21 protein-coding genes and 1 tRNA gene are annotated in these 25,847 nt (G+C 69.2%); 7 read left to right on the plus strand and 15 right to left on the minus strand.

Annotated elements, in window-relative coordinates; genetic code table 11:
- Window positions 1-368 precede the first annotated feature (368 nt).
- Window positions 369-905, plus strand: coding sequence for a hypothetical protein (locus AC5Y30_RS19040; RefSeq protein WP_499920242.1), 537 nt, complete (start codon window positions 369-371; stop codon window positions 903-905).
- A 20-nt stretch (window positions 906-925) separates the two neighbouring features.
- Complete coding sequence (locus AC5Y30_RS19045; RefSeq protein WP_499920243.1) at window positions 926-1,414, plus strand: glutathione peroxidase; 489 nt, start codon at window positions 926-928, stop codon at window positions 1,412-1,414.
- Between the two features lie 43 nt (window positions 1,415-1,457).
- Here the strand turns inward: AC5Y30_RS19045 and AC5Y30_RS19050 are convergent.
- The 3 genes from AC5Y30_RS19050 to AC5Y30_RS19060 form a co-directional block, all read right to left on the minus strand.
- Window positions 1,458-1,534 (minus strand) — tRNA-Met (locus AC5Y30_RS19050).
- A 151-nt stretch (window positions 1,535-1,685) separates the two neighbouring features.
- A complete protein-coding gene (locus AC5Y30_RS19055) occupies window positions 1,686-2,222 on the minus strand; it encodes a cupin domain-containing protein (protein ID WP_499920244.1) in 537 nt (178 codons plus the stop codon).
- Window positions 2,223-2,266: 44 nt separating this feature from the next.
- Window positions 2,267-2,917, minus strand: coding sequence for an HD domain-containing protein (locus AC5Y30_RS19060; RefSeq protein ID WP_499920245.1), 651 nt, complete (start codon window positions 2,915-2,917; stop codon window positions 2,267-2,269).
- A 92-nt stretch (window positions 2,918-3,009) separates the two neighbouring features.
- Between AC5Y30_RS19060 and AC5Y30_RS19065 the strand changes: the two genes are divergently transcribed.
- Window positions 3,010-3,984: a GlxA family transcriptional regulator gene (locus tag AC5Y30_RS19065; protein WP_499920246.1), complete on the plus strand. Its 975-nt coding sequence runs from the start codon at window positions 3,010-3,012 to the stop codon at window positions 3,982-3,984.
- A 109-nt stretch (window positions 3,985-4,093) separates the two neighbouring features.
- Here AC5Y30_RS19065 and AC5Y30_RS19070 read toward each other — a convergent pair whose 3' ends face one another.
- The 5 genes from AC5Y30_RS19070 to AC5Y30_RS19090 all read right to left on the minus strand — a co-directional run bounded on the left by AC5Y30_RS19070 (window position 4,094) and on the right by AC5Y30_RS19090 (window position 10,161).
- Complete coding sequence (locus tag AC5Y30_RS19070) at window positions 4,094-4,450, minus strand: nitrile hydratase accessory protein (RefSeq protein ID WP_499920247.1); 357 nt, start codon at window positions 4,448-4,450, stop codon at window positions 4,094-4,096.
- Entirely contained in the window at window positions 4,447-5,040 is a 594-nt protein-coding gene (gene nthA, locus AC5Y30_RS19075; RefSeq protein WP_499920248.1) for a nitrile hydratase subunit alpha, read from the minus strand. The genes AC5Y30_RS19070 and nthA overlap by 4 nt, the downstream gene beginning before the upstream one ends.
- Complete coding sequence (gene nthB, locus AC5Y30_RS19080) at window positions 5,037-5,765, minus strand: nitrile hydratase subunit beta (protein WP_499920249.1); 729 nt, start codon at window positions 5,763-5,765, stop codon at window positions 5,037-5,039. The genes nthA and nthB overlap by 4 nt, the downstream gene beginning before the upstream one ends.
- Before the next feature lie 317 nt (window positions 5,766-6,082).
- The gene (locus AC5Y30_RS19085) at window positions 6,083-9,064 is read right to left on the minus strand and encodes a UPF0182 family protein (RefSeq protein ID WP_499920250.1); all 2,982 of its coding nucleotides are present in this window, start codon (window positions 9,062-9,064) and stop codon (window positions 6,083-6,085) included.
- Between the two features lie 74 nt (window positions 9,065-9,138).
- Window positions 9,139-10,161, minus strand: a complete 1,023-nt coding sequence (locus tag AC5Y30_RS19090) for a YlbL family protein (protein WP_499920251.1) — start codon at window positions 10,159-10,161, stop codon at window positions 9,139-9,141.
- Between the two features lie 100 nt (window positions 10,162-10,261).
- On the opposite strand from AC5Y30_RS19090, the gene AC5Y30_RS19095 reads away from it, so the two are divergent.
- From AC5Y30_RS19095 to AC5Y30_RS19105, 3 genes are all read left to right on the plus strand, one after another.
- Entirely contained in the window at window positions 10,262-11,656 is a 1,395-nt protein-coding gene (locus tag AC5Y30_RS19095) for a zinc-dependent metalloprotease (protein WP_499920252.1), read from the plus strand.
- Between the two features lie 36 nt (window positions 11,657-11,692).
- The gene (locus AC5Y30_RS19100) at window positions 11,693-12,556 is read left to right on the plus strand and encodes a cyclodehydratase (protein ID WP_499920253.1); all 864 of its coding nucleotides are present in this window, start codon (window positions 11,693-11,695) and stop codon (window positions 12,554-12,556) included.
- A gap of 126 nt (window positions 12,557-12,682) precedes the next feature.
- Window positions 12,683-14,026: a macrolide-binding ATPase MABP-1 gene (locus tag AC5Y30_RS19105; RefSeq protein WP_499920718.1), complete on the plus strand. Its 1,344-nt coding sequence runs from the start codon at window positions 12,683-12,685 to the stop codon at window positions 14,024-14,026.
- Window positions 14,027-14,036: 10 nt separating this feature from the next.
- Here AC5Y30_RS19105 and AC5Y30_RS19110 read toward each other — a convergent pair whose 3' ends face one another.
- The 3 genes from AC5Y30_RS19110 to AC5Y30_RS19120 all read right to left on the minus strand — a co-directional run bounded on the left by AC5Y30_RS19110 (window position 14,037) and on the right by AC5Y30_RS19120 (window position 16,827).
- Complete coding sequence (locus AC5Y30_RS19110) at window positions 14,037-14,309, minus strand: WhiB family transcriptional regulator (RefSeq protein ID WP_499920254.1); 273 nt, start codon at window positions 14,307-14,309, stop codon at window positions 14,037-14,039.
- Window positions 14,310-14,446: 137 nt separating this feature from the next.
- Window positions 14,447-14,623, minus strand: coding sequence for a hypothetical protein (locus tag AC5Y30_RS19115; protein WP_499920788.1), 177 nt, complete (start codon window positions 14,621-14,623; stop codon window positions 14,447-14,449).
- A 92-nt stretch (window positions 14,624-14,715) separates the two neighbouring features.
- Complete coding sequence (locus tag AC5Y30_RS19120; RefSeq protein WP_499920255.1) at window positions 14,716-16,827, minus strand: ATP-dependent DNA helicase UvrD2; 2,112 nt, start codon at window positions 16,825-16,827, stop codon at window positions 14,716-14,718.
- Between the two features lie 171 nt (window positions 16,828-16,998).
- On the opposite strand from AC5Y30_RS19120, the gene mrx1 reads away from it, so the two are divergent.
- Window positions 16,999-17,253 (plus strand): mycoredoxin Mrx1, encoded by a 255-nt coding sequence (mrx1, locus tag AC5Y30_RS19125; RefSeq protein WP_067128113.1) that lies wholly within the window; start codon window positions 16,999-17,001, stop codon window positions 17,251-17,253.
- An 8-nt stretch (window positions 17,254-17,261) separates the two neighbouring features.
- On the opposite strand, the gene nudC is transcribed toward mrx1, so the two are convergent.
- The 4 genes from nudC to AC5Y30_RS19145 all read right to left on the minus strand — a co-directional run bounded on the left by nudC (window position 17,262) and on the right by AC5Y30_RS19145 (window position 25,783).
- Window positions 17,262-18,194, minus strand: coding sequence for an NAD(+) diphosphatase (gene nudC, locus AC5Y30_RS19130; protein WP_499920256.1), 933 nt, complete (start codon window positions 18,192-18,194; stop codon window positions 17,262-17,264).
- Complete coding sequence (locus AC5Y30_RS19135) at window positions 18,194-19,264, minus strand: potassium channel family protein (RefSeq protein ID WP_499920257.1); 1,071 nt, start codon at window positions 19,262-19,264, stop codon at window positions 18,194-18,196. Before AC5Y30_RS19135 ends, nudC begins: the two co-directional genes overlap by 1 nt.
- A 94-nt stretch (window positions 19,265-19,358) precedes the next feature.
- On the minus strand, window positions 19,359-22,691 hold the full coding sequence (locus tag AC5Y30_RS19140; protein ID WP_499920720.1) for an ATP-dependent helicase: 3,333 nt from the start codon (window positions 22,689-22,691) through the stop codon (window positions 19,359-19,361).
- Entirely contained in the window at window positions 22,658-25,783 is a 3,126-nt protein-coding gene (locus AC5Y30_RS19145; RefSeq protein ID WP_499920258.1) for a PD-(D/E)XK nuclease family protein, read from the minus strand. Before AC5Y30_RS19145 ends, AC5Y30_RS19140 begins: the two co-directional genes overlap by 34 nt.
- Between the last annotated feature and the right edge of the window lie 64 nt (window positions 25,784-25,847).

The raw sequence follows: 25,847 nt of genomic DNA on the forward strand, positions 1-25,847 counted from the left end.
CGTCACCTGCGTCTTCTCGGTGAATGCACCGCGGAATTGCCCGTACACCAACGCTAAAATCAGCGCGCACACCACCATCATGGCGACGGCGATCAACTTGTACGGCGGAGTCCTTTGTGAGTTGATCTGTACGGGTGAGCCCGGACCTGAATCTGTCGACAAGACCGTTGCTGCCCCTTACGTCCGCGCCGCAGCATCCGCGCGCTGCGGCGAGCGACCCCAACCATTGCCGGGGGCTCCAACTTAACGAAGACCAGTGAAATGTACCGCGCCGGCCCCACATGCGCGAACGGTCGTTCACATATCCGACGGACGCCCCGGGTGCAGACGCCAGGGCTACGCTCGAGAAGGACAAGGAAAGGTGCGCGATGCTCGCAGCGTTCGGATTCGAATCCCTGGGCGTGGTCGTCGGGGACATGTACTTCATCGACCCATCCCCGCTCGAGGGTCAGGAGACCCCGGAGCGCGGGGTCAGACTCGAACTGCGCCTCGTCGACCGGGCCGCCCCCCAAGGCTCGATCTACGCCGGCGTTCCGATCGCCTTCACCCGCCCGGTGTGGCGGGTGGATCTTTTCGGGTCCACGGAGAGCCCGCCCGGGACGCTGGACCGGGCCCATCACCACCCGCGTTTCGACGGCTGGGAACCCAGCAGCCGGCACTTCGTCCCCGAGCTGTCCGCCGACCCGCTGACCTGGCTGACCGAGCAGCTGGCCGACCCGGCCGCCATCCTGGCCCGCGCCGGCGTCGACGCCGATGAGGTCAGCGAAGCCGACACCACCGGGCTCGCGGCGGCGGCCCCGGAGATCGTCGCCGCGGTGAAACGGTTGCTCGAGGGCGTGCGCAACGGCGAATTGGCCCCGGCCCCCGCCGAGCCGGTCGCCGCCGCCCGCACCGGCTGGCTCTGAGGTGCGTTAGCGTCGTCGGTGTGACCCTCAACGACATCGCCCTGACCACCCTCGACGGCCGGCAGACCACGCTGGCCGAATTGTCCGACGGCGCAACGCTGGTCGTCAACGTGGCCTCCAAATGCGGGCTGACTCCCCAATACACGGCGCTGGAGAAGCTGGCCAAGGACTACGGCGAGCGGGGCCTGACGGTCGTCGGGGTCCCCTGCAACCAATTCATGGGCCAGGAGCCGGGCACGGCCGACGAGATCCAGGAGTTCTGCTCGACCACCTACGGAGTGACGTTCCCGCTGCTGGCGAAGACCGATGTCAATGGCGACGACCGTCACCCGCTGTACGCCGAGCTGACCAAGACCGCCGACGCCGACGGCCAGGCCGGAGACATCCAGTGGAACTTCGAGAAGTTTTTGCTCGCCCCCGGCGGTGAGGTGGTGCACCGGTTCCGGCCCCGCACCGAGCCCGATGCCCCCGAGGTCATCAGCGCCATCGAGGCCGTGCTGCCCCGTTAGGCGTGAAAACGGCCCCCGGAGAATCTCCGGGGGCCGTTTTACCTGGTAGCGGGGACAGGATTCGAACCTGCGACCTCTGGGTTATGAGCCCAGCGAGCTACCGAGCTGCTCCACCCCGCGTTGGTGAATGCCAGGTTACCGAACGCGTGTCACGGCGGCCAAATCGCGCGCTCAGCGGCCATCCCCGCGCCGAGATTGCCGCCGCGGTCGTACTTCACGCGGTGATTACAGCCGTCATGGCAATCTCGGCGCGTAATGGACAGGGCTCAGATCAGTGCGACGGCGGGTTCAGCCCGTACCGCTGCGCGATGTCGTCCATCCACTCCGGCGACCCGTACGTGAGCCCGTATTTATCGGCGAGCTCGCCGAACTCGGGCAACTGGTGCAGCGGCTCGGTCGCCGGGTCGTCGGCGTGCTCGATGAGCAGCTCGCCGAGCTCGCGGAAATAGTTCTCGAATCCGCCCGGGGTGATGATCTCGACAATGCGGCCCGGCTCGCTGCCGGCGTTCCACATCGCATGCATCTGGCCGCGGGGCTTGGTGATGTAACCACCGGGACCCAGGACCACCTCGCTGTCGTCGGAGCGGAAGCCGATCTCGCCGGCCAGGACGATCGAATGCTCGTCCTCCCGGGTGTGCCGGTGTGCCGCGGTGAGCAGGCCGACCGCGAACGGATGCTCGACGATGGACACCTCGCCACCGTTGGTCTTGCCGGATATCTTGAACACCGCCCCGAAGCCGGGGAGCGTGACGACTTCGCCCTCCCCCGGCTGCACCACGGTGACCCCGATGTCGTTCGGTTCGGTCATCTGACTCACCCTTCTCCGAATGTTCTTGCGCTGCAATGCCTGCGCTACTCCGGCCAGCTGTTGTGCAGGATGTGGTCGACGAAGTCGACGCGCTCGAAGGCGGGATCGAAGTGCGCAAGCACGTCGGCGTTCATGGTGCCGTCGGTGGTCCGCGGCCGGTGCTTCATGCCGTCGTTGAACGCCGCCAGGATGCGCTGCTTGAACTGTGGGCGCGGGTGCGCGGCGGTCACCGCGGCCAGCGCCTCCGGAGCCAACTCCTCGCGCCCGACGCCGACGACGTCGACTTCCACGCCGGCCTGCAGCAGGGCGACCTCGGGGGCCATGAACTCGGGCACGCCGGGGGTGGTGTGCAAGGCGATGCCGAGCCACACCTTGGCGGCCTCGGCCTCGTCGACGCCATGGTTGATCAGGAAGTCCCGTGCCGCGTCGGCGCCGTCGACCTCGAAGCGGACCTGCGAGTCGCGGTAGCGCTCGGTCAGGCCGAGGTCGTGAAACATCGCCGCGACGTAGAGCAGTTCCGGGTTCGGCTGCAGTCCGCGACGCATGCCCTGCAGCGCGCCGAAGAAGAACACGCGGCGGGAATGGTTGAAGAGCAACTCGTCCTCGGTGTCGCGGATGAACTCGGTCGCCTCGCGGGCCAGCGAGCTGTCGGGTACGTGGATGCCGGCGATGGTGTCCATTGAGCTGGTGGTCATGTTGTCTCCTTCTGGGTTGGTTATGAGTGTGCGGCCGCCCGGACAATCCGACCCCGGCCGTTCTGGCCGTCCTCTCCACAGAACGCGACACAATGGCGTGCGTGGCTGCAGCCAAAACACGGGTCGTGGTGATCGTCGTTTTCGACGGGGTGACGCTGTTGGACGTCGCGGGGGCGGGTGAGGTGTTCGCCGAGGCCAACCGCTTCGGCGCCGACTACCGACTCAAGATCGCGTCGGTGGACGGGTGCGATGTGACCAGCTCGATCGGGGCCCGATTGGGCGTGACCGACAGCATTTCGGCGATCGAGTCCGCCGATACCGTCATGGTCGCGGGCAGCGACGACCTGCCGGGGCGACCCATCGAACCCGCCCTGGTCGAGGCCGTCCGATCGGTGTCAACACGGACCCGTCGTCTGGCGTCCATCTGCACGGGGTCGTTCATCCTCGCGCAGGCCGGCGTGCTCAGCGGCCGGCGCGCCACCACCCACTGGCACGACACCCGGCTGCTGGGCCGAGCGTTTCCCGATGTCACCGTCGAGCCGGACGCGATCTTCGTCCGCGACGGCGACATCTTCACCTCCGCGGGCATCTCGTCGGGCATCGACCTGGCGCTGGCGTTGGTCGAAATGGATTACGGGACAGAACTGGTCCGCGACGTGGCTCGGTGGCTGGTCGTCTACCTCAAACGCGCCGGCGGCCAATCGCAATTCTCGGTGTTGCTCGAGGCCGACCCCCCGCCGGAGTCGTCGTTGCGTCCGGTCACCGACGCGATCGCGGCCGACCCGGGCGCGGACTACAGCGTGAAAAAGCTTGCGGCGCTGGCGTCTTTGAGCACCCGCCAGTTGACCCGTCTCTTCCAATCCGAGCTCGGGATGAGCCCGGCGCGCTACGTCGAATTGGTTCGGATCGATGTCGCCCGCAATGCGCTGGAATCCGGCCGCTCGGTCACCGAGACCGCGGGCATGGCCGGCTTCGGCAGCATCGAAACGCTGCGACGGGTGTTCGTCAACCATCTCGGGATCAGCCCGAAGGCCTACCGGGACAGGTTCCGCACGGCCTATGCCTGAGAAGCTATTTGGGTGTTGTTGCGCTTGACCGTCCCGTCTTCGAGTCGCTGCAGCGCGGCACCACCCGACGCGGCATGCACCTGAATCAGTGATCGCGGGCCGGCACCGGTCAGTCGTGGTCGTGTTCGTCAGTGTCCTGCAGCGCTATGGTGCGCATGCGCTCTTCGATCTCCGTGGAATCGAGCACACCGCGGCGCGCCAGCAGCCGTTCGAGCGCCGCCAGCCAGCGCTCGTAGTAGTTCCAGGTGCCATCTGCAGTATCACGCGCGCGCTCCCACCGGCTGATCTCCTCGATGAGCAGATCGCGCATGTCGTCGAACGGGTAAACCCCGGCCTGCGCCATCGCCACAGCGGCACCGAATGCCCGGCATTCCCATGGCGCGTCGAACACCAGCTCGCCGTTGCGACGTGGCAGCGCGCCCAGGCCCGTCGCGTCGGCCCCGAGAATATCGGTGGCGGCGTTCACGCGGCTGGGCTCGAGACGATGCCGGTGCCGATCATCGCGTCGCGCGTGACGAGCGCCGCGAGCTCCCGCTCGGACATGCCGTCGGTCCCGGCGGGACGCTGCGGTAGCACCAGGTAGCGGGCATCGGAGCTGGAATCCCAGATCCGGATCTCGGTGTCGTCGGGCATCGTCAGGCCGAACTCGCCAAGCACCTCGCGCGGCCAGCGCACGATGCGGGCACGGTATTGGGGCGTCTTGTACCAGCTCGGAGGCAGTCCGAGCAGCGCCCACGGGTAGCAGGAGCACAAGGTGCACACAACCACGTTGTGCACCTGCGCCGTGTTCTCCACGACGACGAGGACCTCGGCCCCGAAGCCGGCGATGCCCAGTTCGGCGACGGCGGCGGGCGCATCGTCCAGCAGCCGCCGCCTGTAGTCCTCATCGACCCACGCACGGGCCACCACGGCGGCGCCGCGCAGCGGCCCGATGTCGTGCTCGTAAGCGTTGGTGATCTCGTCGATCGCCTCGGCGCTGACCATCCCCTTTTCGATCAGCAATGACTCAACGGCCTTCATGCGCAACGCGAGATAGGACGGATCGGTAGGGCTCATGGGTTCTCCTCCTGCAATTCGGCACCGCTGGGCGCGTGGTCCTCGAGATAGCTCTCCCACAAGTCGACGACGATCGCGTCACGCCCGGTGACGTCCGGCCACACGTTGCACGCGGGCAACCGCACCGCATAGACGTACTCAAAGTGGATTTCGCCCGACGCCACCAGCGTGTCCTCGAGAATCATTGGCCGGTGGACCATCTCGACGACTCCCGTGCATCCCTGTGCGTATCCGGGTATGCGCGTGTGGCGACGGCCCGACGCGGGTGATTCGATGCGCTTGGCGCGCACGATGTCACCGGCAGCGAAACGAGGCGGCTGCACGAGCTGCTCGGGCCCGAGCGGGGCGCCTTGGGCGACAAGGGCCCTGACCCTCTCGAGGATCTCCGCGTTGCGATCTTGCGGCAGCGGCGCGTCGGGATTCGAAAGCGCATCGGCCACGCGCGCTTCGATCTCCTCGTCCGTGAGGACGCCGGCCGATACGGCACACCTCTCGAGTGCATAAAGCCACAGTTCGGCGTAGCTCATCGACAGGTACGCGACCGGGTGCAGCGCTTCGATGGCCGCTCGATGCGTCGGGGGGATCAGCATCCCCGTGACGACGGCCGAGACGGTCGCGCCGAGCGTCCGACGCTCCCACACGGCGTGGCGAACCGGCGCAGGGGTCTCCATCGGCACGGGTCCGAGCCCCGCCATCCCACCGACATCATGTGCGCCATTCCCCATGACTACCCCGTGTTTCCTCTCGAACCTGTTATCGACAATCTTGGGGCGCGAGGGTGTCCGTCGACCGCGTTGGAAGATGTCGTCTCGTTGGGTGATCCCGATAGCCAGTTTGCGGGTCGGTGGGATATTCGATCGTCACTATTTGCGCCATCTTTCCCACAAGATGCGACACACGCTGACCCCGACGCCACCGAAGCGTCACTGGGGCTTGGCGAGTTTCGGCAGCCGAAGCCCGCCCATAGGCGAAATGGCTGGCACTACGGGTGAATTCGTCGACTCCGCACGGTCACAGCGTCGCTCGACGCCGCACGGCCGACCTACTTGGCGTTGTTGTATTTGGTGATCGCGTCGTCCAACCGCTGCAGCGCCGCACCGTAACCGGCGAAATCGCCCTTCTTCTGCGCGTCCTTTGCCTCGCCGATCGCCGCCTGAATCTCTTGCAGCGCAGCGGATTTGGCGGGCGACAGCGTCACCGATCCGTCGGGCACCGGGGGTGCTGCGACCGGGGGTGGTGACCCGGGCGCGGCAACCGGCGCCGGCGCGCTGGGCGGCGGACTCGCGGCCGGTGTCCCGGCTTCGGTGGGCTGGATGCTGGTCGCGGCGGCACCCGCGCCCGGACCGAACAGCCCGGTCAGGGCGTCGCGCACGGTGGGTCCGTAGCCGATCTTGTCGTTGTACATCATCGCCACCCGGATCAGCCGCGGGTACGACGACGCCGCGTCGCTGGCACCCGGCGAGGCATATACGGGCTCGACGTAGAGCAAGCCGCCCTGCCCCACCGGCAACGTGAGCAGATTGCCCCACCGGATCCGGTTCTGGTTGTCACGCCCGATCACGCCGAGGTCCTGGGACACCGCCGGATCGGTGGTGATCGCGTTGTTGGCCAGCTTCGGCCCGTTGACCTGTCCCGGGATGGTCAGCACGGTGATCCTGCCGTAGGTCGCGGGATCGGAGCTGGCGCTGATGTAGGCGGCCAGGTAGTCGCGCTTGAACCTGTTCATCGCGCTGGTCAGCTGATACGACGCCGTATTGTCGTTCTTCGCAATGTTTTTCGCGACGATGTAGTATGGCGGCTGGTAGCTGCTGGCCGTCGGGTTCGGGTCCAGCGGCACATCCCAGAAATCCGAGGTGGAGAAGAACGTCACCGGATCGTTGACGTGATACTTCGCCAGCAGCATCCGCTGCACCTTGAACAGGTCCTCGGGATAGCGCAGGTGCTCGGCCAGCTCCGGGGTGATGTTGCTCTTGGGCTTCACGGTCCCCGGGAACACCCGCATCCAGGCCTTGAGCACCGGGTCCTGTTCGTCCTGCTGGTACAGCGTGACAGTGCCGTCGTAGGCGTCGACCGTCGCCTTCACCGAGTTGCGGATGTAGGAGACCCGCTTGTCGGGTGCGAGCCTGTTGAACGCGACCTCGTTGGAGTCCGCGGTCGCCGACTCCAGCGACGTGAGTTCGGAATACGGGTAGTTGTCCAGCGTGGTGTAGCCGTCGATGATCCACACCAGTCGCTTGTTGACGATCGCCGGGTACACCGCGCTGTCCGTGGTCAGCCACGGCGCCACCGCCTCCACCCGCCGCGCCGGGTCACGGTTGAACAGGATCTTGCTGTTCGAGCCGATCACGTTGGAAAACAAGAAGTTTCGCTCGGCGAACTTCGCGGCGAACACGCTGCGCGACAACCAGTCGCCGAGCGGGACTCCGCCGAGCCCGGTGTAGGTGTAGTTCTTGGTTTCGTTGTTGGTCTCGTAGTCGTATTCGCGGTCGTTGCCGTTGCGCCCGACGATCGCGTAGTCGGCCGAGGTATTGGAGATGACCGGCCCGAAGTAGACGCGCGGCTGGTCGAGTTGGGCCGGGCCGTCGGACACCACACCGCCGTTGGCGCCGACGACGTTGACCAGGAATTCGGGGTAACCGCCGTTTTGGTTGGGATCGTTGGCGACGCCGCGCACCGTGTTGGCCGGTGAGGCGATGAACCCGTTGCCGTGGGTGTAGACGCTGTGCCGGTTGATCCAGTCGCGCTGGTTCTCGATCAGCCGGTCGGGGTTGAGTTCGCGGGCCGCCACCACGTAGTCACGCAACGCGCCGTTGCGGTCGACGTACCGGTCGATGGAGAGCTGGTCGGGGAAGTAGTAAAAGTTCTTGCCCTGCTGGAACTGGGTGAACGCTGGACTGACGATCGTCGGGTCCAGCAGCCGGATGTTGGACGTGGTCGCGCGGTCGTCGGCGACCTGCTGGGCGGCGGCCTGAGCGTCGCCGGTGTAGTTGCGGTAGGTGACCTGGTCGGAGGTCAGGCCATAGGCCTGCCGCGTCGCGGCGATGCTGCGGCTGATGTATTCGCTTTCCTTTTGCGCGGCATTGGGTTTGACGCTGATCTGTTCGACGATCAGCGGCCACCCCGCGCCCACGATCAGCGAGGACAGCAGCAACAGGACGAGCCCGATCGCCGGGATTCGCAAGTCCTTGAGCACAATCGCGGAGAACACCGCGGCCGCGCAGATGAGCGCGATCGCCATCAGGATCAGCTTCGCCGGCAGCACCGCATTGATGTCCGTGTACCCGGCGCCGGTGAAGGGCTTGCCACCGCGGGTGTGGGACAACAACTCATAGCGGTCCAGCCAGTAGGCGATCGCCTTGAGCACGACCAATAGCCCGACCAAAGTGACCAGCTGGATCCGCGCCGAACGGCTCAGCGCACCCGTCCGACCGGACAGCCGGATGCCGCCAAAGATGTAGTGGGCCAACAAGTTGGCGATGAAGGCCAGGAACACCGCGACGAACAGGTAGGACAGCAGCAACCGGTAGAACGGCAGCTCGAAGGCGTAGAAGCCGAGATCCTTGCCGAACTGCGGGTCCTTGATGCCGAAGTCGCCGCCGTGCAAGAACAGCTGAATTCGCACCCAATAGCTTTGCGCGATGATGCCGGCGAGCAGGCCGATCGCCACCGGGATTCCGGCGCTCACCAGTCGCAGCCGGGACAGCACCAGGGCGCGGTAGCGCGCCACCGGATCGTTGTCGTTGCTCGGCACGAACACCGGCCGCGTGCGGTACGCCACCGCCAGTCCGGCGAACACGATGCCGCCCACCAGCAGACCCGCAACCAAGAAGACCACGAACCGGGTGACCAGCACGGTGGAGAACACCGAGCGGTAGCCGAGCTCGCCGAACCACAGCCAGTCGACGTAAGCGTCGATCAGCCGGGGGCCCGCCAGCAGCAGAGCGATCACACCCAGTGCGATAAGGATCAGAATCCGGCTGCGCCGAGTCAGCTTCGGCATCCGTGCGGTGGGCCGCATCCCCACTGGCTACGCTCCCTGATCGATGGCTAGACGGTGACAACTCTACGCATGGCACTACCCGGGACCATCAAGGTTCGCTAGCAGCTTGGCGGCTGCCCGCCCGACCCGATCGCGTGCAGCGCATCCACTGCCTGGCCGAGTGTGTCGACCTTGACCAGCCGCAGGCCGGACGGATTGTCCGAGCTGGCCTCATAGCAGTTCTTCGCCGGCACCAGGAACACCGTGGCCCCGGCGGCGTGCGCGGCGACCATCTTGTGGGTGATGCCGCCGATCTGGCCGACCTTGCCGTCGGACGAAATGGTCCCGGTGCCCGCGATGAAGTTCGACTTGGCGAGGTCCCCGGTGGTCAACTTGTCGACCACCGCCAGGCTGAACATCAGTCCGGCGGACGGCCCACCCACGTTGGCCAAGTTGAAGTTCACGGTGAACGGCGCCCATGGGGCGTCGAGCACCGCGACGCCCAGAAAGCCGTAGTCGCGGTCCTTGTTGGCACCCAGCGTGATCTGTGCCACCCCGGCCGGCTCGTTCTTGCGGCGATAGTCGATCGTCACCACCTGGCCCGGCTTGGTGTTCTTGAGCAGTCCCGTGAACTCGTCGACCGTGGCCACCGGCACGCCGTTGACCGCGTCGATGGCGTCACCGGTCTTGAGCTTGCCCGCCGAGGGTCCCGGTTCGGGGACCTTGGCGACCGTCACCGCCGCCGGGTACTTGAGGTAGCCCAGGGCGGCATAGGCGGCGCTGTCCTCGGATTGCTTGAAGTCCGCGTTGTTGGCCTTGTCGACGTCTTCGCGCGACTTGCCCGGCGGATAGATGAGGTCGCGCGGCACCAGCTGCTCGGTGTCCGAAAGCCACAGCGTCAGTGCCTCGCCCAGTGTCAGGTCGTCGCGCTGGGACACCGTGGTCATGTTGAGGTGGCCGGTTGTCGGGTGCGTCTGGGTGCCCTCGATCGCCACCACCTGCTTGCCGTCGACCTCGCCGAGCGTGTCGAAGGTGGGCCCGGGCCCCAGCGACACGAACGGCACCGTCACCACCGCCAGCAACACACCGAACACCAGGATCGGCACCAGCGCGACCACCAAGGTCAGGATGCGCCTGTTCACGCCGATCACACTAGACGGCGGCTGCGGCGCGGTGTTCAGCCACAACGTTCTACCGGGTTCAGCTACAAGCTGACCCGAGGTCGCGCCGTCCGACCTTGTGGTGAGTACCGTTGGGGGTATGGCTGACCTGCCTTTCGGCTTCTCCTCCGGAGACGACCCCGACAAACACGGGAAAAAAGATCCCGATTCGGGCTCGAACCCGTCCGACCCGTTCGCCGCCTTCGGCATGAGCGGTGAATTCGACATGGGCGACCTGGGGCAGATCTTCACCCAACTGGGTCAGATGTTCAGCAGCGCGGGCAATGTCGGACCCGGTGGAACCGGCTCGGGCCCGGTCAATTACGAACTGGCGCGGCGCGTCGCGACGAATTCGATCGGCTTTGTGGCGCCGGTTCCGGACACCACCAACTCGGCGATCGCCGACGCGGTGCGGCTGGCCGAGACCTGGCTGGACGGGGCCACGGCGCTGCCCGCGGGCACCACCAAGGCGCTGGGCTGGACCCCCGGCGACTGGGTCGACAACACGTTGCAGACGTGGAAGCGGCTGTGCGACCCGATGGCACAACAGATTTCGACGGTGTGGGCGGCGTCGCTGCCCGAAGAGGCCAAGAGCATGGCCGGCCCGCTCATGCAGATGATGTCGCAGATGGGCGGGATGGCGTTCGGGTCGCAGCTCGGGCAGGCGCTGGGCCGACTGTCCCGCGAGGTGTTGACATCGACCGACATCGGTTTGCCGTTGGGGCCCAAGGGAATTGCGGCGGTGATGCCCGACGCCGTCGAGTCGTTCGCCACCGGGCTGGAGCGGCCGCGCAGCGAGATCCTGACGTTTCTGGCGGCGCGTGAGGCCGCCCACCACCGGCTGTTCAGTCACGTGCCGTGGCTGTCGAGCCAACTGCTCGGTGCCGTCGAGGCGTACGCGATGGGCATGGAAATCGACATGTCCGGCATCGAAGAGCTGGCGCGAGACTTCAATCCGGCGTCACTGGCGGACCCGGGAGCGATCGAAAACCTGCTTGGGCAGGGCGTTTTCGAGCCCAAGGCGACGCCGGCGCAGACACAGGCACTGGAACGTCTGGAAACATTGCTAGCCCTGATCGAGGGCTGGGTGCAGGTGGTGGTGGCCGCCGCGCTGGGCGACCGGATTCCCGGGGCGGCCGCGCTGGGCGAAACGATGCGCCGCCGCAGGGCCAGCAGCGGACCCGCCGAGCAGACCTTCGCGACGCTGGTCGGCCTGGAGCTGCGGCCGCGCAAGATGCGTGAGGCCGCCGCGTTCTGGGAGCGGCTGACGGAGGCCGCCGGGGTCGACACCCGCGACGGCATCTGGCAACACCCCGACCTGCTGCCCGACGCCGACGACCTCGACGAGCCGGCGGGCTTCATCGATCGAATCATCGGCGGCGACACCAGCGGAATCGACGAGGCCATCGCCAAACTCGAGCGCGAGGGCCAGGGCCCCGACGGCCCGGGTGCCGACGGCGGCTCTGTGGATAACTGAGCGGACTCGCGACGCCCGGCGTGGCACAGTTGCGCGGTGACTTCGCGGTGCCAGGCCGTCCTTTCCACCTATGCGCTGGATCCCGCTTTGCCGGTGCTGCTGCGTCCCGACGGTGCGGTCCAGGTGGGTTGGGACCCGCGCCGCGCGGTGCTGGTCCGCCCGCCGGCCGGCCTTGCCGCCGCCGAGCTGGCCACGCTGTTGCGGACGATGTGGTCGCCGACCCCGCTATCGGAGTTGGAGCGCCGCGCCCTCGACCGCGGGCTGACCGACGCCGACGGTCTGCGCAGCCTCGTCGAGCAGCTGGTCGGCGCCGGCGTCGCCACCGAATGCGGGCGACCCCGCGCCCGGGCGGCGTCGGTGCGGATCCACGGTCGCGGGCCCCTCTCCGAGCTGCTGGTGGAGACCTTGCGCTGCTCGGGCGCCCGGATCGCGCACAGCAGCCAGCCGCACGCCGCCGTCTCGGCCGACGACGTCGACCTGGTGGTGCTGTCGGACTTCCTGGTCGCCGACCCGCGCATGGTGCGCGACCTGCACACCCAGGGCGTCGCGCATCTGTTGGTGCGGGTGCGCGACGGCATCGGGCTGGTGGGTCCGCTGGTGATACCGGGCGTGACCAGCTGCCTCGGGTGCGCGGACCTGCATCGCCGGGACCGCGACGCGGCGTGGCCGGCCATCTGCGCGCAGTTGCGCGAAACCGTCGGTGTTGCCGATCGGGCCACCGTGCTGGCGACCGCCGCGCTGGCGCTCAGCCAGGTGAACCGCGTGATCGCGGCAGTGCACGGGCAGGAAACGGCCGAGGCCGGCCCGCCCCAAACGCTCAATGCGACTCTCGAATTCGATCTGCACTCCGGCGCGATCGCCACGCGACCGTGGGCCAGACATCCGTTGTGCTCCTGCTGAAGCGCCATTTCCGTTGCGGCGCTTGGCCTCGTGGCCAGCCAGCGAGGACCGCCCGCCGCGCCGACCTGCGCTTACGAAGTGTGACAACGGGTGTTGTCGACGTCTCTCCACATCGCGCTGGTCATCATGGATGATGGATGCGTGGCAGACATCAAAAGGGGCCGTGCCGCGCGGAACGCGAAGCTGGCCAGCATTCCGGTCGGATTCGCCGGCCGGGCAGCGATCGGATTCGGTAAACGGCTGACGGGAAAGTCCAGGGACGAGGTTCAGGCCGAGCTTCTGGAGAAAGCCGCCCACCAACTGTTCACCGTGCTTGGTGAGCTGAAGGGCGGCGCGATGAAGGTGGGCCAGGCCCTGTCGGTGATGGAGGCCGCGATTCCCGAGGAGTTCGGCGAGCCGTACCGCGAAGCGCTGACCAAGCTGCAAAAGGACGCCCCGCCGCTGCCCGCCGCCAAGGTGCACCGCGTGCTCGATGCCCAGCTGGGCACCAAGTGGCGCGAGCGATTCACCACGTTCGACGACACCCCGGTGGCCTCGGCCAGCATCGGCCAGGTCCATAAGGGCGTCTGGGCGGACGGCCGCGAGGTGGCGGTCAAGATCCAGTACCCCGGCGCCGACGAGGCACTGCGCGCCGACCTCAAGACCATGCAGCGTCTGGTCGGGGTGTTCAAGCAGCTCGCGCCGGGTGCCGACATCCAGGGCGTGGTCGACGAGCTCATCGAGCGCACCGAGATGGAGCTGGACTACCGGCTGGAGGCCGAGAACCAGCGCGCGTTTGCCAAGGCGTATCACGACCACCCGCACTTCGCGGTGCCGCGCATCGTGGCCAGCGCGCCGAAAGTGGTGATCCAAGAGTGGATGCAGGGCACCCCGATGGCCGAGATCATCCGGCACGGCACCACCGAGCAGCGCGACTTGATGGGCACGCGCCTGCTCGAGCTCACCTTCGACGCACCGCGCCGGCTGGAGATGCTGCACGGCGACGCCCACCCCGGCAACTTCATGCTGCTTCCCGACGGCCGCATGGGTGTGATCGACTTCGGCGCCGTCGCGCCGCTACCCGGCGGGTTGCCGATCGAGCTCGGCATGACCATCCGGCTGGCCCGTGACAAGAACTACGACATGCTGTTGCCGACGATGGAGAAGGCCGGCTTCATCCAGAAAGGCCAACAGGTGTCGGTGCGTGACATCGACGACATGCTGCGTCAGTACGTCGAGCCGGTCGAGGTCGAGGTCTTCCACTACACCCGCAAGTGGCTGCAGAAGATGTCCACCATCGAGATCGATCGCTCGGTATCCCAGATCCGCACTGCCCGCCAGATGGACTTGCCGCCCAAACTGGTCATTCCGATGCGGGTGATCATGTCGGTGGCCGCGATCTTGTGCCAGCTCGACGCCCACGTGGCGATCAAGGCGCTGTCCGAAGAGCTGGTGCCCGGCTTCGCCGAACCCGACAGCGCGGTCGTCTAGGTCCGTCGCCCTAGGCGGCGGCCCCGTCCTGCCCACAACCCTTGCGGGGTCGTCCGCGGGGCCGTTTGAAGCTCAGAACCGAGCCGCGGTCGATGATTTCGCCGCCCCAGACGCCCCACGGTTCGGCCCGTTCCAACGCGGCGGCCAGGCACTGCCGCCGGACCGGGCAACTGGCGCACAGCGTCTTGGCCCGCTCGAGATCGGCCGGGGCGTCGGCGAACCACAGGTCGGGATCGCCGACGTGGCACGGCAGGGCTTGTCTGGGGACTGTCGGTGCCGACATGTCCTACCACCTACTTCCTGATCTGGGTTGCTTTGCAGTGATCCGGACCAGGTCGAAAAGTTGCCGACCTACAACTATGGCCACGGATCCTTTTGACTTCGGGTCCGTGGCCATCTGGGAGAAAACCGGGCGGGTGCTTACCTTGCCTTCGGTGGGCCCCCGACATCTACGGACGCGTCGGTCGCGGCGGCGGCGCGATGCTTACGCGCGGCCGCCGTGGCGGCGTGTGCGGCATGGAAGGCGGCCGCGGCCGAAACGGGGCGGGTCGCGCGGGCCACGCCTACACCGAACGCGTCGTTGAGCATCGTGGCCACCTTCCTTCTCCGTAGTGCCGAGTTTGCGGTTTCGAGGGTAAACGGTGACCGCCGATCACCACAACCGATTTTCTGACCAGCGGGTTTATCGGTCAGCGCCCGCGGACCAGTTCCAACACGTCGGGGCCGTACTGTTCCAGCTTGCGGGCGCCGATGCCGGGAATCCCGATCAACGCCTCCTCGTCGCCGGGCAGCAGCTCGGCGATGGCGATCAGCGTGTTGTCGGTGAAGACGACGTAGGCGGGCACCTTCTGCTCCTTGGCGATGTCCAGCCGCCAGGCCTTGAGCCGCAGCAACAGATCCTCGTCGATGTCGGCGGCGCAGGTCTCACAGCGCCGCAGCATGACGGCTGCCGGGGTGGTCAGGTTGTTGTTGCAGATTCGGCAGCGGGTCGCGGTGCCGCGGTTACGCCGGGACTTGCTCGGCGCCGCATCGGCGCGCGCGTGGGGCGCGATGCCGTTGAGGAACCGCGACGGCTTGCGACTCTGGCGCCCACCCGGGCTGCGGGCCAGCGCCCAGCTGAGCGCCAAATGTGTGCGGGCCCTGGTGATTCCGACGTAGAGCAGGCGCCGCTCCTCCTCGACCGCTTCGCTTTCGGCGCCGTGGGCCAACGCGTGCGAGATGGGCAGCGTGCCGTCGGCCAGCCCGACCAGAAACACCGCGTCCCACTCGAGCCCCTTGGCGGCGTGCAGCGACGCCAGCGCGACGCCCTGCACCACCGGTGGATGCCGGGCGTCGGCTCGCGTCCGCAGCTCTGCCACCAACCGGGGGAAGTCGAGCTCCGGCCGCTGGGCCACCTCGTCGTCGACCAGCTCGGCCAGCGCGGTCAGGGCCTCCCAGCGCTCCCGGGCCCGGGTGCCGACCGGCTCTTCGGCCGTCAGCCCCAACGGCTCCAGGATCGCACGGACCACGGCGGGCAGTGGCTCGCGCAGGGGCTCGGCGCCGCTGCGTTCGGCGGCGCGCTGCAGCGCCAGCAGGGCCTGCTTGATCTCCTGGCGATTGAAGAATCCCTCGCCGCCTCGGACCTGATAGGGAAGGCCGGCCTCGGTCAACGCCTCCTCGTAGATCTCCGATTGAGCGTTGACCCGGTACAGCACCGCGATCTCCGACGGCGGGGTGCCGGATTCGATGAGCCGCTTGATCGACACCGCGACCGCGGCGGCCTCGGCGGGTTCGTCGGGATGCTCGTGGAACGACGGCGCCGGGCCCGGCGCCCGCTGACCCACCAGGTGCAGCTTGCTGCCCGCGACCCGGCCGCGGGCCGCCGCGATCACCTGGTTGGCCAACGACACCACCTGCGGGGTGGAGCGGTAGTCGCGCTCCAGGCGGACCACGGTCGCGTCGGGGAACCGGCGGGAGAAGTCGAGCAGGAACCGCGGAGACGCCCCGGTGAACGAGTAGATCGTCTGGTTCGCGTCGCCTACCACCGTCAGGTCGTCGCGATCGCCCAGCCACGCCGACAGCACCCGCTGCTGCAAAGGCGTGACGTCCTGATACTCGTCGACGACAAAGCAGCGGTAGCGGTCCCGGAACTCCTCGGCCACCGCGGCGTCGTTTTCGATCGCGGCCGCGGTGTGCAGCAGCAGGTCGTCGAAATCGAGCAGGGTGACGTTCTCGTCGCGGACCTTGAGCGCCTCGTAGGCGGCGTAAACGGCTGCGACCCGCGCGGCGTCGAGCGGGATGTCGCGCGCGGCGGCGGCCACCGCGGCCGGGTATTCCTCCGGCCCGATCAACGACGCTTTGGCCCACTCGATCTCGCCGGCCAGGTCGCGCACGTCGTCGGTGCTGGCGTTGATCCGGGCGCGGCCGGCCGCGCGGGCGACGACGGCGAATTTGCTGTCCAGCAGCTGCCAGCCCGTGTCGCCGACCACCCGCGGCCAGAAATACCGCAGCTGCCGGTGCGCGGCCGCGTGAAACGTCAGGGCCGAGACCGCGCCGACGGAGTTACCGGCGCCCGCCGCGGCGTCGATCGTCCGCAGCCTCGAGCGCATCTCCCCCGCCGCCCGCTGGGTGAACGTGACCGCGAGCACCTGACCGGGCGCGACGTGACCGCCGGCGACCAGCTGGGCGATCCGGTGCGTGATGGTGCGGGTCTTTCCCGTTCCGGCGCCGGCCAGCACGCAGACCGGGCCGCGGGGAGCCAGCACGGCCTCGCGCTGCTCGTCGTCCAGCCCGGCTGTCAATGGATCGGCGACCGTCGGCATGGCGTCCATCTTGGCAGCGGTCGCCGACAAACCCCGCGCATCGCCACGCCCCAATCGGCGGGACTTGGCGTGTCGCCCCGGCGAGTCGGCGGATCCCACGCATCTCGCCGCGGCGCGTCTGCGCGGGACCCCCGCGCGGAATGCATGGTCGCCGGGCTACGTTAACGAGCTATGACCTCTGCCCCGCTCACCGTCTACACCACCTCCTGGTGCGGTTACTGCCATCGGCTCATGACGGTGCTGAAGTCCAACGGCATTCCCTACGAGGCGGTCGACATCGAGCACGACGCGGCGGCCGCCGATTTCGTCAGCTCGGTCAACGGCGGCAACCGGACGGTTCCGACGGTGAAGTTCGCCGACGGGTCGACTCTGACCAACCCCAGCGCCGCCGAAGTGAAGGCGAAGCTGGCCGAGGCCGGCGCCTAAGCGTCCGGTCAGTCGATCGCCGCCCAGGATTCGATGATCACCCGGGCGATCGAAATCGACCCGGGCAGCAACAGATTCGACTCCGACGAGCTGGACCAGTCCCCCGCCGCCAGCGCGGCACGCACCTCGTCGCGCGTGAACCAGGCCGCCTCGGCGATCTCGCCGTCGTTGAACGAGAATTCCTCGGCCGGGTCGCCGACGGCGTGGAAGCCGACCATCAGCGAGCGCGGGAACGGCCACGGCTGACTGCCCAGGTACCGCACGTCACGGACCGTCAGGCCGATCTCCTCGCGGATTTCCCGGGCGACGCACACCTCGAAAGATTCGCCGGCCTCGACGAATCCGGCCAGCAGCGAGAACATCCGCTCCGGCCACACCGCCTGGCGGGCCAGCACCGCGCGCTCACCGCCGTCGTGGACCAGGCAGATCACCGCCGGGTCGATCCTCGGGAACTCCTCATGTCCGGTAACCGGGTTGACGCGTGCCCAGCCCGCCCGGGCCGGCCTGGTCGGCGAGCCGTCCTCGGGGCTGAAACGCGCCTTCTCATGCCAGTTCAGCAGCGCGACGGCCGCGGACACCAGCTGACTGCTGGTGTCGTCGAAGATCGGACCGAGGCTGCGCAGATTCACCACCTCGGCGGGCGCATCGGGATCCTCCGGAGCCTGCAGCGGGCCGCGCACGCCCCAGACGTGACGGCCGTCCTCGAGGCGCCCCAGAAAAACGGCCTCCGACGGCGGCTTGTCGCCGATTTCGGCGGCCGCCCCGAGCACCACCCGACCGTTGGCGGCCAGCACCTGATTGCGCGAATCCACTCGCAGCAGCGCCGCATCCGCCCAGCCCGCGGTGGCGGCCTCGACGTCGGTGCGCAGCTGATCGGCGCGGTCGGCACCGACCCGCGACAGCAGTGGGACGCTGCGCAGCTGAAAGTCCGCTATCGCCATCAGTGGTCGGCGTTTCGGATATAGAGCAGTCGGTCGTTGGCCTCGATGGCGTCCACTTCCGGCGCGCCAATGCGCAGCAGGTGGCCGTCGCGCACCACGCCGAGCACGGTGTCGCGCAGGTGCCGCGGCGACCCGCCGACTTCGGTCTGCTCCACCTCACGCTCGGCGATGGCCAGCCCGGCGTCGGGGGTCAGCAGATCCTCGATCATCTCCACGACGCTGGGGGTGGTGGTGGCCAGGCCGAGGAGCCGCCCGGCGGTGGCCGAGGACACCACCACCGAGTCCGCGCCCGACTGCTGCAGCAGGTGCTGATTCTCGGTCTCCCGGATCGACGCGACGATCTTGGCCTTGGGCGCGATTTCGCGCGCCGTCAGCGTCACCAGCACCGCGGTGTCGTCGCGGCTGGTGGCGACGATGATCGAGGCCGCGTGCTGGGCGCCGGCCAACCGCAGCACGTCGGCTTTGGTGGCGTCACCGTGGAGCGTGACCAGGCCCGCGCTTTCGGCGTGCTCGAGCGCGCTGCGATCGGTGTCGACGACGACGACCTCGGTCTGAACCGTCTCGTCGCCGAGGATCGCGGCGACCGCCGTCTTCCCCTTGGTCCCGTAGCCGATCACGATGGTGTGGTTGCGCACTCTGCTCCTCCAACGCTGGATCTTCCACCCGCGGCGAGATCGCTCGGACAGCACTTCGAGGGTGGTGCCGACCAACACCGCCAAGAACGCGATCCGCAGCGCGGTGAAGATCAGGGTGTGCACCAGCCGCGCGGTTTCGGTGTACGGCGTGATGTCGCCGTAGCCGGTGGTCGACAGCGACACCGCGGAGAAGTACACGCAGTCCAGGAAGGTCAGCGGTTCGTTGCGGACGTCTCGGTAACCGTCGCGGTCCACATAGACGATGAGCGCCGCCGCGAACAGCACCACGAGTGCGATGGCCAGGCGGCGGGTGATGACCCGGATCGGACTGGCATGCTCCTCGGGGATGCGCACCACGCCGATCAGCTGGTGACCGCGCTGAGCGGTCAGGGTTTCGTCCAGACCGCTCAGCCTTCGGGACCTACCGTTGCCCACGGCGGTCCGTCATCGGCTTACCTTTTGCGCACGAGACACGCACGCGTCTTATGTAACCACGGCCACACCTCCACCAGTACTCGGGCGGCGCACGTCACACCTGGACCCGCCGGTCGCCGTCCGGAACCATCAGCAACCCGGCCACCTCGGCGCCGCTCGGCAGTTCCTCGGGGATCACGGTGGTGCGGGCGCGCACGTAGTAAAAGGCGGTGCGCACCGAGGATTCCGGGACGCCGGCCAGCGCCGCCCAGGCCTGGCGGTACACGGCGAGCTGGACGGCGGCCTGCCGCATCGCTTGCGGCCCTCGCGGCGGTTCACCGGTCTTCCAGTCCACCACGGTGGCGCCGCCGTCGGGATCGGCGAAGACGGCGTCGATGCGCCCGCGTACCAGTGTGCCGCCGATCGGCATTTCGAACGGCACCTCGATGGCGACGGGCACCCTTGCGGCCCAGGGTGATTCGGTGAAAGCATCCTGCAGCGCGGTCAGTTCCGCGGCGTCGCCGGCATCGCAATCTGCCGCGCCAGGCAGGTCGCCCAACTCGAACAAACACTCGGCGCCATAAAATCTCTGAACCCATGCGTGAAACGCATTGCCCAGCAACGCATGCGGCTCCGGCCGAGACGGCAACCGGTACGCCAACCGCCGCGCTGTACCGGCCGGATCACGCGCCAGCCCCACCAGGGAGCTGACCGACAACTGGCCCGGCAGGGCGTGGGGCGCCGGCTGCACCGACCGGGCACGCTCGGCCAGCAGTGCATCGACGTCGGCGGCCCAGCCGTCCACATCGACGCCGGTCTCGGTCGTGTCGGCCACCAGCGCCCGCCTCACCAGCGCGGCGCCATGCTCGACGTCGTCGCGCCGCCACCCCAGTGGGTCGGGCGGCCATACCGCTTCGACGACGTTGTCGCGTAGGGGGTTTCGCTCGCCGTCGGCGGGCGCGGGCGCCCAATGTTCCACCGTTCCGCAAGGGTCGCCGGCCGCGGCCGAATCGTCGATGACCGCCTTGATCTCGCAGAGGAAGTCAGACGGCCCGCGCGGCTTGATGCCGGTGGCCCCCCAGTGGTGCCCGGACACCAGCAGGGTGTCCTCGGCCCGCGTGATGGCCACGTACAACAGCCGTCGTTCCTCGTCGATGCGCCGCTGCTCGAGCTGGCGGCGATGCTCGGAGATCTTGTCCGACAGCTGCTTTCGGTTGGTGACGTCGGAGGTGTCCATCACCGGGATGCCCAGGGCACCGGCGGCCGCGCGATCGCCGCGCAACAGCGGCGGCAGCTCGGCGGCGTCGGTGAGCCAGGTGCTCTTCGACGCCGTCGACGGGAAAGTGCCGCCGGATAGGTGAGCCACCGCCACGACCTGCCACTCCAGCCCCTTTGCGGAGTGCACGGTGAGCACCTGGACGCGGTCGCGGGCGACCGTCAACGGCGCCGGCGCCAAACCGTTCTCGACGGTCTCGGCGACGTCCAGGAATGCCAGCAGGCCGGCCACCGAGGTGGCCGCCGATCCGATTGCGGGGTCGGTGCGTTCGGCGTAACCGGCGACGACGTCAGCGAACGTATCCAGGTGCTCGGTGCCGGCCCAGCCGGCACCGACCCCCGCTGCGGCCCGGACTTCGCAGTCGATGCCCAGCACACGCCGCACCTCGGCGACCAGGTCCGGCAGCGGGTGGCCGAGGTGGGCACGCAGGGCACTCAGTTCGGCGGCCAGAGCCGTGATGCGCTGATACCCAGGAGTCGAATATGCCTGCGCCGCACCGGGATCGGCGATCGCGTCGGCCAGGCATACGGTGTCGGCGTCGGGGCCGGCCGCTTTCGCGATCGCCTCGGGCGAGGACGCTTCGGCGGGCGGCGCGGCTCCGCCGAGTGCACGCGCACGCTGCCACAGCGCCGCGAGGTCGCGGGCACCAAGGCGCCAGCGCGACCCGGTCAGCACCCGCATCGCCGCCGCGCCGGCCGTCGGATCGGCGATCAGTCGCAGCATGGCCACCACCTCGGCGACCTCAGGGATGGCCAGCAGCCCGGCCAGCCCGACGACCTCGACGGGGATGCCGCGGGCGCGCAACGCGTCGGCGATGGGCGCGGCGTCGGCGTTGCGGCGCACCAGCACCGCGGCCGTCGGCGGCGCAGCGCCCTCGTCGCGGGCCCGCCGGTACTGCGCGTCGAGATGGTCGGCGATCCACTCCCGCTCGGCCATCACGTCGGGCAGCAATGCGCAGCGCACGGTGCCGGGCGGGGCATCCGGGCGCGGGCGCAGCGCGTGCACGGCCACCGATCGCCGCCGCGCCTGCGCCGAGACCGCGTTGGCCACCCGCAGGGTCGTCGGCGGGTTGCGCCAGCTGGTCCGCAACTCGCACATGGGGGCGGGGGTGCCGTCGGATCGGGGGAAGTCGGTGGTGAACCGCGGCAGGTTGGTGGCCGACGCGCCACGCCAGCCGTAGATCGATTGAATGGGGTCGCCGACGGCGGTGAGCGCCAGCCCGTCGTCGACTCCGCCGCCGAATAGTGCTGAGAGCGCGATGCGTTGGGCGTGACCGGTGTCCTGATACTCGTCGAGGAGTACCACCCGGTAGCGGCTACGCAGCTCCTCGCCGACTTGTGGGAACGCCGCCGCCAGCCTGGCCGCCGAGGCCATCTGCATCCCGAAGTCCATCGCCTTGGCGGCGCGCATGCGGTCGTTGAGCGCGTCGAGCAGTGGCACCAATTCGGCGCGTTCGGTCTGGGTGGCCAGCAACCGCAGCAGCCATTGGCTGGGGCCGCGGTCGCTTTGGTAGGGGCCCGCGGGCAGGGAGTGGATGAGCCGCTCCAGCTCCACGTGGGTGTCGCGCAGCTGGCCGGTGTCCACCAGGTGCTCGGCCAGTTGTCCCCACAGCCGCAGCACCATCGAGGTGACGGCCGCAGGCGTCTTGTCGGTCCGCAGTTCCCCGGGATAGGTGTTCACCACGTCGAAAGCCAGCTGCCACAACTCGGTTTCGCCGAGCAGCCGGGTGTCCGGTTCGACGGGCAGCAACAGCCCGTAGTCGCGCAGTAACGAGCCCGCGAAGGCGTGGTAGGTGCTGACCGTCGGTGCGCCGTCGGTGTCGACGGCCGCATCGCCGCCGGCGCCCGGCGCTCCCAGGCCGATACCGGCCAGCCGGGCCAGCCGGGACCGGACGCGGCGCAGCAGTTGGCCGGCGGCCTTGCGGGTGAAGGTCAAACCGAGCACCTGAGCGGGTGCCGCATAGCCGTTGGCGACCAGCCACACCACCCGCGCGGCCATGGTCTCGGTCTTGCCGGCGCCGGCCCCGGCGATGACCACCAGCGGCCCCGGCGGCGCGGCGATGACGGCGGCCTGCTCGTCGGTGGGCGGGAAAAGCCCCAGCGCGCCGGCCAATTCGGCGGGGCTGTAGCGCGGCGCGGTCACCGCGGGGACCCGTCGGCGTGGGCCGGACAGTTCGGCCGGACGGGGCAGTGCGCGCAGCCGTCGTTGCGCCGCGCGACGAACTGCGGTCCGGACGTCGCGCCGGCCGCACGCGCGATGATCTCGCGCCATTCGTCCCCGGCGGCGGTGGTCAGCGGATCCTGTTCGCGTTCAGCCACTCCCGATGCCCCGGCCTTACCGAGGTACACCAACCGCGCGCCGCCGGGCTCGACGTTGTCGGCACCGTTGCCGAGCAGTCCCTCCGCCACCGCCAGCTGATACACGGCCAGCTGGGCGTGTTGCTGTGCATCGTCCTTGCTGGCCGGGTTCTTGCCCGTTTTGATGTCGACGATCACCAGCCGCCCCGCGGCGTCGCGCTCCAGCCGGTCGACCCGGCCACGCAGTCGCACCTCGCCGCCGTCCCCGGTGCTCAGGGTTCCGTCGATCTCGACCTCGACGCCGACCTCGGTCAGCGCGCCCCGGGTCTGCGCCCGCCACTCGATGAACGCCTCCAGCATGGCGCGGTGTCGGGCCAGCTCGTTATCCGAATGCCATTGCGCCGCAACGGGCAGATGCTCCCAGGCGCGGTCCAGCTCGGCCAGCAGTTCCGATTCGCTGCGGTGCGGCTCGGCGATCAGGGCGTGCACCATCGACCCGATCGCCGAGCGCACGTCGCGCGGGTCGGATCCGCCGTGCCGCTCGGCGAGCCAGCGCAGCGGGCAGTCGCTGAGTGTCTGCATGGTCGAGGGCGTCAAGGTGACCACGTCACCACTGCCGTGCAGCGGTTCGCCGGTGCTGATCGGGGTCAATCCGTGCCATCCGGCCGGGTCGGCGCCGGGTACGCCGGCTTTGGCCAGCCGTGCCAATTGCGTTGCCGCGCAGTCGCGGGCGCGATCGTCCACCGCCCCGTCGGGCGCGCACACCACCCCACGCAGCCGGCCCACCAGCGCGGACGCGGACAACACCCGCGGCGCCGAGACCGGTTCGCTATCGGCGTCGTCGTCGGCCCACTGCGCGATCTCGGTGAAGAAGACCGACGGCAGCGCCGCCTCCAGACCCGCCCCACCGGTCTCGCTGTCGACGGCCGTCACCAGCAGCCGGCGCCGGGCCCGGCCCAGCGCCGCCACCAGCAGCCTGCGCTCCTCGGCCAGCAGCGGAGCCCGCACCGAGGCGTCCGCGCCGACCCCGTCCAGCACGTCCAGCAACCGCTGGGTGGCCAGCACGCCGCCACGCGGAACGGTGTTGGGCCACAAGCCATCCTGCAATCCCGCGATGACCACGAAATCCCATTCGTGCCCCAGCGCGGCGTGCGCGCTGAGCACCCTGACCTGCTCGGCCGCGGTGGCGGGCTCGGTGGCGGCGCTCGGTAGCGCCAGCGAGGCGATGTGCTCGGCCAGACCGCGCAACGACGCACCCGAGGTGCACGCCACATAGTCGTCGGTGACCTCGAACAACGCGGTCACCGACTCGAGGTCCCGGGTGGCCTGCGCCGCGGCGGGGCCGCCGCGCTCGCTCACCGACAGCCAGCGGCGCTGCAGCCCGGACCGGTGCCAGGCGGCCCACAGGGTGAAGCGAGGGTCGGCACCGGCGGCATGCGAGCGCGCTGCCGCGTCCAGCACCGCGCGGACCTTGCGCAGCGCGGCGAATTGCGGCCCCGCAGGCGTCGCGTCAGCGGACAGCGCCTCGGCCAACAGGTCGGCGAAGTCTCCCGGGGGGCGAGAAGGGTTGGCGCGCTGCAGGGTTCGGCGCAGCCGACGCAACGAAACCGGATCGACGCGCCCAATAGGGCCGGTCAGCAACGCCAGCGCCTGCTGCCCGTCGAGCCCGTCCGCCGTCGCCAGCAGCACGCTGAGCAGGGCCCGCGCGGCCGGCTCTTCGGACAGCGGCCCGGGTACCGCGGGTGCCGCCACCGGCACTCCAGCCGCGGCCAGGGCCCGCGGCAATCGCGCGCCGGCCCGCGGCACCGACCGGACGATGACCGCCATCTGCGACCAGGGCACGCCGTCGATCAGGTGCGCACGCCGCAGCGCGTCGGCGATGGTGGCCGCCTCGGCGTGCGCCGACGCGGCCAGACGCACCGTGACGGATCCCTCCCCCGCACCGGCGCCGTCGATCCGCCGGCCGCTGCTGCCGCCGGGTAACCGGCCGGCGATGCCGCTGACCGCGCGCGCCACGGCGGGGGCGCACCGGTGCGACGTCGTCAGCGTCATCGAGGGCGCGTCGCCGCCGAGCAACCCGGCCGGTTCGCCGCCCCGGAAGCCGAACACCGCCTGGTTGGGATCCCCGGCGATCAGCGCCAGCTCGGCGCCCGCCGCGAGCACCCGAACCAGGCGCGCCGCCTGCGGGTCGAGCTGCTGGGCGTCGTCGATCAGCAACACGCGGATCCGGCCGCGTTCGGCCGACAGCAACTCGGGGTCGACCGCAAACGCTTCCAATGCGGCGCCGACCAATTCGGCTGCGCCCAGGGCCGGTCTGGTCGCCTCCGGCGCGGCGGTCCCCACCGCCGCGCGCAGCAGCATCACTTGCTCGTACTGGCGCGCGAATTGGCCGGCCGCGCTCCATTCCGGCCGCCGGCAACGACGGCCGAGCCGCTCGAGCTCTGGGGGATCGACGCCGCGTTCGGCGCAGCGGGCCAACAGGTTTCGAAGCTCGGTCGCGAAGCCGGCGGTGCTCAGCGCGGGCAGCAGCTGGGCGGGCCACGCCGTCGCGGCGCGCGGTCCGTCCTCGAGGTCTCCGGCCAGTAGTTCCCGGATGATGGCGTCCTGCTCGGCGCTGGTGACCAGCCGCGGGGGCGCCTCGCCGGCGCGTTCGGCGGCGCGCCGCAAGACCGCGTACGCGTACCCGTGCACGGTCCGCACCAGCGGCTCGCTGACGGCGGCCCGGCCGCCGGTGGCTCGCGAGCGCAGCAACGCCGTCGTCAACGCGCTGCGCTCGGCCATCCCGATCCGGCCCGAACCGGTAAGCAGCAGAACCGATTCCGGCTGGACACCGGCCTCGATCCGGGCCACCGCGGCGTCGATCAGCAGGCTGCTCTTACCGGTGCCGGGCCCGCCGAGAATTCGCAGCCGTCCACGCGCCCCGGGGTCTAAGACGCTGCTCGCTTCGGCATCCCAGGTGTAGGCCATGACGGCATGACATCACGAGGGTCCGACAGATCCGCTAGCGCACGACGAACGCCGCCTGCACCTA

The organism is Mycobacterium sp. NGS27, assembly GCF_059813005.1.

What these genes read in the sequence shown, in the direction of transcription:
- AC5Y30_RS19040 (WP_499920242.1), top strand. Translation starts at nt 369, where the DNA reads ATGCTCGCAGCGTTCGGATTCGAATCCCTGGGCGTGGTCGTCGGGGAC.
- AC5Y30_RS19055 (WP_499920244.1), bottom strand. Translation starts at nt 2,222, where the DNA reads ATGACCGAACCGAACGACATCGGGGTCACCGTGGTGCAGCCGGGGGAG.
- AC5Y30_RS19060 (WP_499920245.1), bottom strand. Translation starts at nt 2,917, where the DNA reads ATGACCACCAGCTCAATGGACACCATCGCCGGCATCCACGTACCCGAC.
- AC5Y30_RS19065 (WP_499920246.1), top strand. Translation starts at nt 3,010, where the DNA reads ATGGCGTGCGTGGCTGCAGCCAAAACACGGGTCGTGGTGATCGTCGTT.
- nthA (WP_499920248.1), bottom strand. Translation starts at nt 5,040, where the DNA reads ATGAGCCCTACCGATCCGTCCTATCTCGCGTTGCGCATGAAGGCCGTT.
- nthB (WP_499920249.1), bottom strand. Translation starts at nt 5,765, where the DNA reads ATGGGGAATGGCGCACATGATGTCGGTGGGATGGCGGGGCTCGGACCC.
- AC5Y30_RS19105 (WP_499920718.1), top strand. Translation starts at nt 12,683, where the DNA reads ATGGATGATGGATGCGTGGCAGACATCAAAAGGGGCCGTGCCGCGCGG.
- AC5Y30_RS19110 (WP_499920254.1), bottom strand. Translation starts at nt 14,309, where the DNA reads ATGTCGGCACCGACAGTCCCCAGACAAGCCCTGCCGTGCCACGTCGGC.
- AC5Y30_RS19120 (WP_499920255.1), bottom strand. Translation starts at nt 16,827, where the DNA reads ATGCCGACGGTCGCCGATCCATTGACAGCCGGGCTGGACGACGAGCAG.
- mrx1 (WP_067128113.1), top strand. Translation starts at nt 16,999, where the DNA reads ATGACCTCTGCCCCGCTCACCGTCTACACCACCTCCTGGTGCGGTTAC.
- nudC (WP_499920256.1), bottom strand. Translation starts at nt 18,194, where the DNA reads ATGGCGATAGCGGACTTTCAGCTGCGCAGCGTCCCACTGCTGTCGCGG.
- AC5Y30_RS19145 (WP_499920258.1), bottom strand. Translation starts at nt 25,783, where the DNA reads ATGGCCTACACCTGGGATGCCGAAGCGAGCAGCGTCTTAGACCCCGGG.